Source organism: Bradyrhizobium sp. SEMIA, from assembly GCF_014844175.1.
In the GTDB taxonomy this organism is placed as follows: domain Bacteria; phylum Pseudomonadota; class Alphaproteobacteria; order Rhizobiales; family Xanthobacteraceae; genus Bradyrhizobium; species Bradyrhizobium arachidis.
Genome location: NZ_CP046601.1, coordinates 1,421,723 through 1,434,513, shown reverse-complemented (window position 1 = coordinate 1,434,513; position 12,791 = coordinate 1,421,723). Strand labels below are relative to the sequence as shown.

At 64.7% G+C, this 12,791-nt stretch carries 10 protein-coding genes and 1 pseudogene; 8 read left to right on the top strand and 3 right to left on the bottom strand.

Features of this window, described 5'->3' with window-relative positions; genetic code table 11:
- The first annotated feature begins 221 nt into the window (after positions 1–221).
- Genes dctP through FOM02_RS06805 form a run of 6 tightly spaced genes read left to right on the top strand, consistent with a single transcriptional unit; the run spans position 222 to position 7,163 of the window.
- The gene (dctP, locus tag FOM02_RS06830) at positions 222–1,247 is read left to right on the top strand and encodes a TRAP transporter substrate-binding protein DctP (RefSeq protein WP_027560844.1); all 1,026 of its coding nucleotides are present in this window, start codon (positions 222–224) and stop codon (positions 1,245–1,247) included.
- A gap of 26 nt (positions 1,248–1,273) precedes the next feature.
- Positions 1,274–1,828: a TRAP transporter small permease gene (locus tag FOM02_RS06825; protein WP_027560843.1), complete on the top strand. Its 555-nt coding sequence runs from the start codon at positions 1,274–1,276 to the stop codon at positions 1,826–1,828.
- 12 nt (positions 1,829–1,840) lie between these two features.
- Positions 1,841–3,130: a TRAP transporter large permease gene (locus FOM02_RS06820; protein WP_027560842.1), complete on the top strand. Its 1,290-nt coding sequence runs from the start codon at positions 1,841–1,843 to the stop codon at positions 3,128–3,130.
- 38 nt (positions 3,131–3,168) lie between these two features.
- Positions 3,169–4,335, top strand: coding sequence for an acyl-CoA dehydrogenase family protein (locus FOM02_RS06815; RefSeq protein WP_027560841.1), 1,167 nt, complete (start codon positions 3,169–3,171; stop codon positions 4,333–4,335).
- Positions 4,336–4,357: 22 nt separating this feature from the next.
- On the top strand, positions 4,358–5,911 hold the full coding sequence (locus tag FOM02_RS06810) for an AMP-binding protein (protein WP_027560840.1): 1,554 nt from the start codon (positions 4,358–4,360) through the stop codon (positions 5,909–5,911).
- Positions 5,912–5,918: 7 nt separating this feature from the next.
- A complete protein-coding gene (locus FOM02_RS06805; protein ID WP_027560839.1) occupies positions 5,919–7,163 on the top strand; it encodes an acetyl-CoA hydrolase/transferase family protein in 1,245 nt (414 codons plus the stop codon).
- Between the two features lies 1 nt (position 7,164).
- On the opposite strand, the gene FOM02_RS06800 is transcribed toward FOM02_RS06805, so the two are convergent.
- The 3 genes and pseudogenes from FOM02_RS06800 to FOM02_RS06790 form a co-directional block, all read right to left on the bottom strand.
- A complete protein-coding gene (locus FOM02_RS06800; RefSeq protein ID WP_027560838.1) occupies positions 7,165–7,701 on the bottom strand; it encodes a hypothetical protein in 537 nt (178 codons plus the stop codon).
- Positions 7,702–7,714: 13 nt separating this feature from the next.
- Positions 7,715–9,034, bottom strand: a pseudogene (locus FOM02_RS06795) (hypothetical protein).
- Between the two features lie 52 nt (positions 9,035–9,086).
- On the bottom strand, positions 9,087–11,510 hold the full coding sequence (locus FOM02_RS06790; protein ID WP_265441510.1) for an HAD family hydrolase: 2,424 nt from the start codon (positions 11,508–11,510) through the stop codon (positions 9,087–9,089).
- Positions 11,511–11,571: 61 nt separating this feature from the next.
- On the opposite strand from FOM02_RS06790, the gene FOM02_RS06785 reads away from it, so the two are divergent.
- Both FOM02_RS06785 and FOM02_RS06780 read left to right on the top strand, forming a co-directional pair.
- Entirely contained in the window at positions 11,572–11,835 is a 264-nt protein-coding gene (locus FOM02_RS06785) for a hypothetical protein (protein WP_156950829.1), read from the top strand.
- A 188-nt stretch (positions 11,836–12,023) separates the two neighbouring features.
- Positions 12,024–12,722: an RNA polymerase sigma factor gene (locus FOM02_RS06780; RefSeq protein ID WP_027560835.1), complete on the top strand. Its 699-nt coding sequence runs from the start codon at positions 12,024–12,026 to the stop codon at positions 12,720–12,722.
- Positions 12,723–12,791 lie beyond the last annotated feature (69 nt).

Below are 12,791 nucleotides of genomic sequence, written 5' to 3'. Positions count from 1 at the left end.
CGTTGAATGAATTCACATATGTGGAGTTAGAATTCATAAATCGTCGGTGTCAATTCGCCGCCGTCCCCGTGCGGCGCATAGCTCTATGCGTAGTTCATATACTTGACAGATAAATTCACGTATATGTACATTTTCCCCAAGCAAGAAATGGAGTGAGGGCCGGACGGTGCCGCAGCAGACCGCTGCCGCCTTCGGCGTGGGGACGCGTCAAGGAGAACCAAATGAAGAAGAACCTGGTCTGGGCTGCAGCCGCGCTCGCGCTTTCGCTGCCGGTCTCGACGATGTCGGCGCAGGCGATCGAGCTGAAGGTCGCCGACTCTTTCCCCGCCGGTCATTACCTCGTTCGCCTGCTGCTCAAGCCCTGGATGGACGACGTCACCAAGCGCACCAATGGCGCGGTGACCTTCACCTATTATCCGAACCAGCAGATCGGCAAGGCCGCCGACATGCTGCGCCTGACACAGTCCGGCGTGGTCGACATCGGCTACATCGGGCCGTCCTATGTTTCCGACAAGATGCCGCTGTCGGAAGTCGCGCAATTGCCAGGCGCGTTCGCGACCAGCTGCCAGGGCACGCTCGCTTACTGGAAGACCGCGCGCGAAGGCATCTTGGCCAAACAGGAATACGCGCCGAACAAGATCAAGCTGCTGATGGCCGTGGTGCTGCCGCCCTATCAGGTGTGGACCGTCAAGTCGAAGGTGGATACCACCAAGGATATGCAGGGCCTGAAGCTGCGCACCACGGGCGGCGCGCAGGATCTGACGCTGCGTGCACTCAATGCCGTGCCGGTGCGCATGGCCGCGCCCGATGCCTATGAGTCGCTGTCGCGCGGCACCATGGATGGTCTCTTGTTCCCGCTCGACAGCGTCGTGTCCTACGGCCTCGACAAGCTGGTCAAGCACGCCACCGAAGGCGTCAGCTTCGGCAGCTTCATCGTCGCTTACTCGATCAACCAGTCGGTCTGGGACAAGCTGCCCGACGACGTGAAGAAGGCGATGAACGAGGCCTCGGAGGCGATCACGCCAAAAGCCTGTGCCGACGTCGACAAGGAAGGCGAAGTCACCAAGAAGCACATGCAGGACGAAGGTGTCAGCTTCGATCCGCTGCCGGAGGCGACGCGCGCCGAGATCAAGGACAAGCTCAAGGGTGTCGGCAAGGAGTGGGCGAGCGGGCTCGACAGCCGCGGCAAGCAGGCTTCTGCCGCGTTGAAGGAGTTCGACGACTTGCTCGCCGCGGGCAGCAAGTAATCCCAAAACGAAGAGGGAGGCGCGAAGTGATCGAACGGGCGGGGCAAGTGCTCGGCGCGCTGGAGCGCGCGCTGACGGTGATCGCGGTGGTGTTCCTGTTCGTGATCATGCTGCTGGTGGTGACCGACGTGTTCATGCGCTATGCGCTGAACAGCCCGTTTGCCTTCACCTACGACCTGATCGGGCTCTATCTGCTCGCCGGCGTGTTCTTCTTCACGCTCTCTGACGGCCTGCGCGAGCATGCCCATGTCGGCGTCGACATCCTGCTGTCGAGGTTCTCGCCGACGGGGCGGCGGCTGTCCGAGATCGTCACGGCGCTCGCCGGCCTGTTCGTGTTCATCCTGATCTGCAAGGTCGGCTTCGAGCGTGCTCTGGAGAATTACGAGCAGCACGACGTGCTCTCGGGTGCGATCCCCTGGCCGACCTGGATCTCGGCGGCGCTGGTGCCGTTCGGCTGCGGCGTGCTGGTGCTGCGGCTGGTGCTTCAGCTCGTCGGCAATGTGCTGAGCCTCGTCAGCGGCCGCGATCTCTATCCGCTGCCGCCGGTGACCGGCGTCGGCGAAGCACGCAGCTTCGAGTAACGGCAGGCCTCCATGACACCTTTCATCGTTCTCGCCCTGCTGTTCGGCCTGCTCGCGCTCGGCACCCCCGTCGGCTTCGCCATGGCCTTTTCCGGCTCGGTCGGCCTCGTCATGGTCGGCGGCTGGTCCACGCTGTTCGGCATCTTGCAGACCGCACCGCTCTCGACCGTCTCGTCCTATGAGCTGATCACCATCCCGATGTTCCTCCTGATGGCGGACCTCGTGCTGCTGTCGGGCGTCGCGGATGATCTGTTCAAGACCGCATCAGCCTGGGTCGGCCGCATCCCCGGCGGCCTCGGCATGGCGACCGCGCTCGCCGGCGCCGGTTTCGGCGCGATCTGCGGCACCTCGACGGCTTCGGCGGCGACGCTGTCCTCGACCAGCCTGCCCGCAATGATCCGCCAGGGCTATGAGCCCAAGATGGCCGCCGGCGTAGTCGCGATCTCGGGCACGCTGTCGATGCTGCTGCCGACCAGCGTCGCGCTCGTCATCTTCGGCCTGCTCGCCGAGGTCAACATCGGCAAGCTGCTGATCAGCGGCATCATCCCGGCGATCCTCGTCACCATCACCATCATGGCCACGATCTATTTCCTGGTCTGGCAGGATCCTTCGCGCGCACCCGCCGCGAAGTCGGTGCCGTGGCGCGAAAAGTTCGCGCTGCTGTGGCAAGTCTCGCCGATGGTGGTGTTGTTCTCGATCGTCACAGGCACGATCTATCTCGGCGTCGCGACGCCGACCGAGGCCTCGGCCTTCGGTGCGTTCGGCGCCTTCCTGCTCGCGATCGTCAAGGGCAAGATCACGCCGACCTCGCTCTACAAGACGCTGCTGCGCGCCTGCCACGGCACCTGCATGATCATCATGATCCTCGTCGGTGCCTCGATCTTCGGCTACTTCTTCACGCTCACCCATGTAACGCAGGATCTCGTCGCCTGGATCGGCAGCTTGCCGACCTCGCGCTGGGTGATCATCACGCTGATCCTGTGCGGCTATATCGTGCTCGGCTCCTTCATGGATCAGATCGCGATCCTGGTGCTGACCGTGCCGATCGTGCTGCCGCTGATCAAGACGCTCGGCTTCGATCCGATCTGGTTCGGCGTCATCAAGATCGTCACCGCCGAGGTCGGCATGATCACGCCGCCGGTCGGGCTGAACTGCTTCATCGTCGCCCGCTACGCCAAGCGGCCGGTGGCCGAGGTGTTCCACGGCACCTTCCCGCATTTCATCGCGCACCTGATTGCAATCGCGATCCTGGTGGCGTTCCCGTCCATCATCCTCTGGCTGCCCTCGCAGATGGGGCGCTAGGATCGGAGCTCGCGGCTCCCAAGAAGGAGATCAAGAACATGGATTTCGCGCTCACCGATCAGCAGGAAGCCATTCGCGATGCCATCGCAAAGATCTGCGAAGGCTTTCCCGATGCCTACTGGCTGAAGAAGGACCACGACGGCGGCTTCCCGCACGATTTTCACAAGGCGCTGGCGGACGCCGGCTGGCTCGGCATCTGCGTGCCGGAGGAATATGGCGGCTCCGGGCTCGGCATCACCGAAGCAGCGATCATGATGCGCACCATCGCGGAGTCAGGCGCCGGCATGTCCGGCGCCTCCGCGGTGCATATCAACGTGTTCGGTCTCAACCCCGTCGTCGTGTTCGGCACCGAGGAGCAGCGCAAGCGCATGCTGCCGCCGATGGTCGAGGGCCGCGAGAAGGCGTGTTTCGCCGTCACCGAGCCCAACACCGGCCTCAACACCACCCAGCTCAAGACGCGTGCCGTCGCCAAGAACGACCGCTACATCGTCAACGGCCAGAAGGTGTGGATCTCGACCGCGCAGGTTGCGCACAAGATCCTGCTGCTGGCACGCACCACGCCGCTGGAGGATGTGCGTTCGCCGACTCACGGGCTCAGCCTGTTCTATACCGATTTCGACCGCAGCAGGATCAAGGTCCATGAGATCGAGAAGATGGGCCGCAAGATCGTCGATTCCAACGAGCTCTTCTTCGAGGACTTTGAAATTCCGATGGAGGACCGCATCGGCGAGGAGGGCAAGGGTTTCCAGTACATCCTCGAAGGCATGAACCCCGAGCGCATCCTGATCGCCGCGGAAGCCGTCGGCCTCGGCAAGCTGGCGCTGTCGCGCGCGACCGAATACGCCAAGACGCGCACGGTGTTCAATCGTCCGATCGGCAAGAACCAGGGCATCCAGCATCCGCTCGCGGTGAACTGGGTCGAGCTGGAGGCAGCCTGGCTGATGGTGATGCAGGCGGCCTGGCAATACGACAAGGGCTTGCCTTGCGGCGCCGGCGCGAACGCCGCGAAATATTTCGCAGGCGAAGCCGGGTATCATGCCTGCGAGCAGGCGGTGATGACTCATGGCGGTTTTGGTTACGCCAAGGAATTCCACGTCGAACGCTATTTGCGCGAGGTGCTGATCCCGCGCATCGCGCCGGTCAGCCCGCAGCTCGCGCTCAGCTTCATCGCGGAAAAGGTGCTGGGGTTGGCGAAGTCGTACTAGGCTGAGGGGCTGGAGGATCGCCATGAACCTCGCTCACCATCTCCTGCGCGCCGCCAGGGCCGACGCATCCGCACCGGCGTTGCTCAAAGGGCTGACGCCGGTCGCCGACTACGGCCGGCTCGCGACGACGGTGGCCTCGCTGGCTGCATCGCTGCAGCAACGCTTTAGCCTCGCCAGAGGCGATCGCGTCGCGCTCTTGATGAAGAACGTGCCTGACTATGTCGCCTGTCTCTATGCCTGCTGGCACGCTGGGCTGGTCGCCGTTCCCATCAACGCAAAGCTGCATCCGCGCGAGGTCGCGTTCATTCTCGACAATTCGGGCGCTGCCGTCGTCTTCGTCACCGAGGACATGGCGAGTGTCGCGTCGGAAGCCCTGGCGCTCGGCGCGGCCAAGCCGCGCATCGTCGAGATCGGCTCGGCGGAGCATCGCGCGCTGGAGAAGGCCGACGGCATTGCCATTGCTGACGTTGCGATCACCGATCCCGCCTGGATCTTCTACACGAGCGGAACTACCGGCCGGCCCAAGGGCGCGGTGCTGAGCCATCGCAATCTGCTGGCGATGTCGCTGAACTATCTCGCCGAGATCAATCCGGTGGTCCCGGGCGAGGCGCTGCTGCATGCCGCGCCGATGTCGCACGGCTCGGGCCTCTACATGGTGCCGCACGTGTTCGGCATGGGCGCGCAGATCATTCCGGAGAGCGGCCGCTTCGAGCCCGACGAGATCCTGGGGCTGACGGCGAAGCGCGAGAACATCTCCTTCTTCGCCGCGCCGACCATGGTGCGGCGCCTGACGGTCGCAGCGGAAGCTGCAGGTGCGACCGCGCCAGGGCTGAAGACCATCATCTACGGCGGTGGCCCCATGTATGTCGCCGATTGCAAGGCGGCACTCGCGGTGTTCGGGCCGAAGCTGGCGCAGATCTACGGTCAGGGCGAGACGCCGATGACCATCACCTATTTGCCGAAGTCCATGCATGTTGGTGCCGGGCATCCGCGCCATGAGGAGCGCCTCGCTTCGGTCGGCATCGCGCAAGGCGTCGTGCAGGTTCGCACCGTGGACGAAGCCGGGCGCGACGTCGCGCCTGACGAGATCGGCGAGATCATCGTGCGCGGCGATACCGTGATGTCTGGCTACTGGCAGAACCCGGATGCGACCGCGAACACGCTGCGCGACGGCTGGCTCTATACCGGCGACATGGGCGCCTTCGACGCCGACGGCTTTCTCACGCTGAAGGACCGCTCCAAGGACGTCATCATTTCCGGCGGCACCAACATCTATCCGCGCGAGGTCGAGGAGGTGCTGTTGCGGCACGAGGCGGTTGCCGAAGTCTCCGTGATCGGCCGACCGCATCCGGAATGGGGCGAGGAGGTCGTGGCCATTGTAGTTCCGGCCGAAGGCAGCGCAGTGACACGGGACGAACTCGATCAGATGTGCAACGCCTGGATCGCGCGCTTCAAGCGGCCGAAGCATTATTACCTCGCCGGTGAGCTACCGAAGAACAGCTACGGCAAGATCGTGAAGACGGAGCTGCGCACGCTGCTGGCCCAGTCCTCCGCGCGCCTCACCCCGATGGACTGAGCAGGGAATGCCTGAGCTCTCCGCGCCGATCGACTTCTCCGGCCTGATCCGTGAGGACGATCTCGTCGCGTGCGGGCAGGCGACGGCCGAGCCCACTACCCTCACCGAAGCGCTGATGGCGCAGGCGGCGGATCTGCCGCCCTTTCGGATGATGGTCGGGCCGGTATTCTCGGAAACGTTTTTCGCGGCAAGCGCGAATGTGTCGTTCCAGAGCTATGGCGTGATAGGCAATGCGCGGCGGCTTGCCAAGGCTGGGCGGCTCGACGTGATCCCGAGCAATTACAGCGCCTTCTGTGCCGACTTCGCCGCGCGCCGCCACAAGGCCGATGTCGTGCTGGTGCAGCTTGCGGAGTCCGTGGGACGGCTCAGTGCCAGCCTCTCCAACGACTATGTCATTGATGCCGCGCGCGGCGCGCGCCTCGTCATCGCCGAGATCAATCCGGATGCGCCCTTCACGCTTGGCGCGGAATGGCCGGCCGACGTGCCGATCCATGTGCGCGTAGCGGCGCGCCGCCCGCCGGTTGAGTTGGCTTCACCGCCTCTGGATGATGTCTCGCGGCGCATCGCCGCCCATGCCGCGAGCCTGATCGCCGACGGCAGCACGCTCCAGTTCGGCGTTGGACGCATCCCGGACGCGATCCTCTCCTCGCTGTCGCATGCGCGCAACATCGGCATCCATTCCGGCCTGATCAACGACGCGGTCGTCGACCTGATCGAGCGCGGCGCGGTGACGAATGCGGAGAAGGGGATCGATCTCGGGATCACGGTCACCAATCAGGTGATTGGTACAAAGCGCCTCTACGGCTTCGTGCACGAGAACAAGGCGGTTTCGGTGCGGCCGACATCCTATACGCACGGCCAGAATGTGCTGGCGCGGATCAACCGGCTGGTCGCGATCAACTCGGCGCTGCAAGTCGGGTTGGATGGCAGCGTCAATTCCGAGACGCTGAACCGCGTTGCGGTCGGCGCAATCGGCGGGCAGCTCGATTTCGTGCGCGGCGCCAATGCGTCGCCCGGAGGCAGGGCGATCATCGCGCTGCCGGCGACGGCCTCGGACGGAAGCAGCCGCATCGTCGCCAATGTCGAGACGGTGACGACGCCGCGCGCCGATGTCGACGCCATCGTCACCGAATGGGGCATCGCGGAGCTGCGCGGCTGCGGGCTTGCCGAGCGCACGCGCCGCATGATTGCGATCGCGGCGCCAGAGCACCGCGATGCGCTGTCGGCGCAGCTCCGTAAGTCTGCGCGCTAGCTCAGTTCATCATCGCGAGCGTCGGACGCGCGCTCTCGCCGGACCCGATGATGGCAGGGAGATCCGTCGCTTCGCCGGCGATCATGTGCGACATTTGCCAGAACAGATGCGCAAGGCGGGAGAACACCAGCCGCTCGCGCTCGGCTGGAACGGTGCCATCAGGAATCGTCACGGTCTCCAGGCCAACCACCTTCTTGAAATCCGGCCAGATCGTCATCGACTGCGCGATCACCGAGTAGCAGCGCGGATCGTCCTCGCTCTCGTCGTGCGCGGTCGGCAGGCCCGGATATTGCGTCGGCGCGGCGTAGAACTTGTAGGCGCCATAGCCGAGCTGGAGCAGGAATTTTTCGGACACCGCGACGTCCGCGGCGAAGGAGACCAGGCGCGCCTCGCTCAGCACGTCCGGATCGATCGCGCTGAGGTCCGATGCGCGCAGCGCCGAGCAGAAGGCGAGGTCGCGATTGTGCTCGCGGAGCAGATTGGCGAGAGGCTGCTGCTGTTGCACGGTATCGGTGAGCAGGATGATGGTCTTGAGCATCGTGTGATGTCCGTCAGGGAAAGAGATGGCGTGCGGTCATGACCGCCTCATTGGCGGCATGGGATGCGAAGAAGTCGTTGGCGATGCGCTGTCCCGGCGCGATCTCCAGGATGCGGTAGCGCGCAAGGGCAGCGGCTTCGCGCGCGGCGCCGACGTCGTCCTGCCAGGCGCAGAGCGACAGCTCCAGGCGGCCATAGCCGCCGCAATCGGCGGCATAGGCACAGGTCACGGCCTCCACCGTTGCGGCGACCGCGCCGGCGTCGCTGGCGGCGACATCGCGCAGGATCACGGCGATACCGGTGCCGGGTCTCGGCCTTCGAGGTCATCACCATGAAGGCGTCGCGGGGACCGGTGCGTCCGGCGCGGCGGGCCGCGCGGGCGATGCCGGCGAAGCCGGGATCGGGGCCGAGGTCCAGCGTCGTGGTCTGCTCGCCGTGCAGGATCGTGGCGCGCGTCGCGCCGAGGTCGCCCTTCAGCGCGTGATAGGATCGCGGCAGCCATACGGTGTCGAGCGGAACCTGCGAGGAGGTCAGGCTCCAGGCCTGATCGAGCAGATAGCCTTCCCAGATCGCAGGGTACGACGCGGCGAGCTGCTGCCAGCTGCGCAGCAGCGTATCGGCACGGTCGGTACGGCCGAGATAGAGCGTGCGCGCCGACATCTCCCAGCGATTCCATTTATGGAGCGCGACGTCGCAGCCGAGGAAGGACGGCAGCAGGGGCGCCTCGCGCAGCACGGCGCCGGCTTCGACGAACAGCAGCGGCTCGCGGTACTTGTTCCACATCCGCACCATGAACTCGGCCTTCTCGAAGCAGAGCACCCGGTCGCCGAACTCGGTCTCGATCGGCTCGATATGGCAGGCGAGGTCGAAGCGCTCGAGCGAGTGCCGCAAGGCGAAGGCCGCGGTCGCGTCGCCGCCGCGTGGATAGCAGGAGACGATCCGCGGACGGACCGTGGACGCATCCGCAGCGGTGAGAAATTTCGACCAGCCGATACCGCCCCACCACAGCTCGTGCGGGCCTTCGGCGCCGCAGGGCCGACGGTGCCGAACTCGGTCAGCTTGGACTTGAGGAAATCGAAACCCGGGTTTTCGCTGGTGGGAATGACGACGGCGCAGCCGGGCGTCAGCGAGCGGTAGAACAACTCGGCCGCGGCGCCGCTCGGCGGTTCCTTCAGGATGATGACGCCGCTGCGCCTGGCCTCGCCGGCGCCGTCGAGCGTCGGGGCGCCGTACTGGTCGACCAGCCAGTCGAGGCGATCGCGCTGGGCCCGGCCGAGCTTGATGCCGCCCGATTGCAGCAGCCGATCAAGGTTTTCGTGCGTCCCGTCCGTCAAGTCCAAGCCCCCTGGTGCCAGCCCTTGGACTTCAACGGTCGGGACGGTGTGATCAGGCGCGCTTTTTGAGGCTGGCGCCGAGCGGAGTGATCGCCACGGAATAGATCGCGACATCCTCGGCCATCGGGGCGACGGGGATCAGCAGGCAGCCGTCTTCGCTTTCGGCGCGATAATGATCGCCGCGCCGCTCGATCCCGGCATAGACTAGGCTGTCGGCCGCGACGCCGATCACGTCCTGGCTCTTGGCGGCGTCGCGGATGTCGTCGGCGGTCTGGATGGTCACGCCGTGCAGCAGGCCTTCGGCGGCGAATTTCGGCAGCGGCAGCGCGATCATGGCAATGCCCATCGCGCGCGAGACCGGAATACGTATGCGCAATTCGCCGAGCCCGGTGCGATGGACGGTCACCGTCTCCAGCGACGCCTCGCCGCCGCCGCGGAACAATCCGACCTGAACCGAGCCGCCGGGGCTCTCTTCAAAGACGTCGGCCGGCAGGCGGTTGGCGCCAAACAGCGTATAGAGATAGGCGTGAGACGGCGACATCAATGCAAAGCTGCCGGCCAGCCACATCGGCGGCGCGGCCGACGTGCAGGCGGCAGAGAGGCCGCGCGCGGTGATCTGCCGGCGAATGAAATCGCCGTCCAGCATCGGCGCCAGCGCATGCGTGCCGAGATTGACGTCGTGCTTCAATCCGCCGAGCAGCGCCAGCTCGTCCTCGTCGGGTAACAGCAACAGGCGCGCCAGCGTCGCCGCGCACCAGCGCGCGGCGATGTCGGGCGTGGCATAGGGGCTGAGACGAAACTCGCGCGCCACCTTTCCGGCGCTGCCGGCGAAGGCGAGGGCGCCGGACTGGATCTCGCCGGCCAGTGCGATCTGGCTCGCGGGCCGCGGATTGATCTCGCGCAGCACCCGGTCGCCGTCATAGTCGCGCACCGAACCGTCGGCCGAGCAGCAGATCTGCTCCAGCAGCGCGACATTGCGGATCAGCATGCGCTTGACGTGAGGGGTGACCACGAGGTCGGAGATGAATCCTGCCGCGCTGTCGTCCTCGGCGATGTCGTCGAAGGCGTCGTCGAGCGACATCAGATAGGCGCCGTGAACGCGGATGCCGAGGCCTTCGATGTCGAAGATACGGCGCAGCGCCTTCTGCACGCTGCCGGAATAGCCGAGATCGGCGAGCACGAGATCGGTACAGTCGTCGAAGCCGGGAATGGCATGGCGGAGATAGGCGAGCAGCCGGGCGCGCAAGCCAGCGGCGAGTTCGACGATCTCCGCCGGATCGATCAGCTCCGGCAGCGCCTCGGCCAGCGCTTCGCCTGTGGCAATTCCATCGGGGAAGCCGGCGAAGAAGAGGGCGACCTTCGGCGGCATCATCTTCATCATGTCCTGGAAGGTCGGTGCGTCGATCTTGAGGACTTTGCTAAGGAGATTGACCAGCGGCTGGATCGTGTCGGCGGAGGCGATCAGGCTGACGCGGCGGTTGATCTCGAGATAGGCCGAACGCGTGTCGTGCAGCTCCTGCCAGATCCGGTGCGGCAGAAAGCCGTCGCGGCCGAGGAAGCCGAGCGCGACCTTGCGGCCCGGACCGGAGACCTCTTCGCAGCGCCTCGCGATGAAGGCGTCGAAGGCCGCCATGACCGGGCCGAGCACGGTCAATCCGAGGCGGAAAGCGGGGGATTTCTCGGCGCTGCGGGCCGCGACCATGCGGCGCAGCGTTCGCGCGCCGTGATCGAGCCGCGACGGTGCGCTAGCGCATAACAGCTCGAACAGCGCGCCCTCGCGCTGAAACCTGGAAGCCAGTTGCGCGGTCGCTTGCGGATAGTAGCGGGGGCGGATGCCGTGGCGCTTCGCGCCCCTGATGTCGGCCTTCTCGTTGTCGCCGACGTGAAAGGAGGAGCCAGCGTCGACACCTTGCTCCGACAGATATGTCGCGAACAGCGTCTCGCTCTTGCTGCTGCCATGATCGCAGGACGCGTAGAGGAAGTCCCATGTCAATCCGGGATGGCAGGCCCGCAGCAAGCGCGCCAGCCGACCGGAATCCCAATAGGTGTCGGAGATGAATCCGACGCAGTGTCCGGCGCGCTTCATGTCCAGATATTGCCGAAGCATGTCCGGATTGGCGCGGCAGAGCTCGAGCTCGGCGGCGAACTCCGATTCGACGAGGTCGTTCAGATCGCTGCGCGCGAGACCGAACAGCCTGAACGGAAAGAAGGAATAGATCTCGCCGATATGGACTTCGCCGCTGCCGCGCTTCTCCCTCGCAGTTCTGCGTGCGCGCGATTCGGCCTGGATTCGGTGCTGAACGAAACTCGCGGAAACATTCGGACAAATTCTTGAAATGCCGGATAGCTCGTAAGTCCTTTCAAATACGCCATCCGGCGTCGCGCAGGCGCGCAATAGAAATGTATCGAAAACATCGAACGACCAAGCAGAAACAATTTTCGCGCGGCGCTCCGCACCGGCCGTTGCGATCGTCATGCCGAAAATCCCCGTCCACCAGGACGATTAACGCGCGCATGTGGGGATTCAGGCGCTCTCGATGCGAAAAAAGTTCACGCGCGATTCAAAATCGCGCTCGTCGCAACTGACAGATTCAAAAAAATCGCTAGGTTCGAAAAAGGTGATTCGGAAAAAATTGCCGGGTGCGGAAGTCGTCTCGCGTTCATTCACACTCGGAAACAATCGCTGCTTCACGCGCTTCGCGCATGCCGCGTTCGATCACCTAGTGCCGCGTAATGTCAGCGTTTTCTCTCCACTGCATCTGTTCAGGATGGATGATCCGCCATGGCGCGAGACGATGTGATGATTGCAGGTGTGACGCGCGAGGTGATCGCGCGCTCGGCAATTATTGCCCGATACTCGGCAAAAACGACCGACTAACATCTTGAAAAATAACAAAAATTCTCCGCCTGGATTGTTTTGTCGCCGCGTTCAACGCCTGGAAGCCGTGTGGCATGTGCGCCGCCGGCATTGCGGGTTGGAGGTTGCGGGATGAGTTACGCTGCTGATGTCTGGGCTCCCGCCGAGGCCGAGATCACGGCGACGGTGCCGGCCGATGCGATCGTGCCGGTGATGCCGTCGGTGCCGCTCGCACCCGACAGCGCGCCCGTGACCGCCGAGATCGTCTTCGATGAAGACAGCGAACTCCTCGACAGGCTCGCTGCCGACGACGAAGCGGCGTTTCGCATGCTGGTCGAGCGTCACATCGACCGTGCCTATGCGATCGCGCTGCGCATCGTCGGCAATGCGGCCGATGCCGAAGACGTGGTGCAGGACACCATGCTCAAGATCTGGAGCCATCGCGGCCGCTGGCAGCACGGCCGCGCCAAATTCTCGACCTGGCTCTACCGCGTCATCTCCAATCGCTGCATCGACCTGCGCCGCAAGCCGCGCAACGAGAATGTCGAGACCGTGCCCGAAGTCGCCGACGGCCAGCCGGGCGCCGTCGAGATCATCGAGCGCAACGAGCTGAACGACATGCTGGAAGTCGCGATGCAGCGCCTGCCCGAGCAGCAGCGCCTCGCCGTCATCTTCTCGTACCACGAGAACATGAGCAACGGCGAGATCGCGCAGGTGATGGACACCACGGTGGCCGCAGTCGAGTCGCTGCTCAAGCGCGGCCGCCAGCAGCTGCGCCAATTGCTGCGCAAGCACGAGCGCGACATCCGCACCGCGTTTACCGACTGCTAACCATAAAATTTGGCCCCGCGAAAATTTTCGCGCCTGATCTCTTTGCGCTCCGCCGTTTGAGCGAACGGA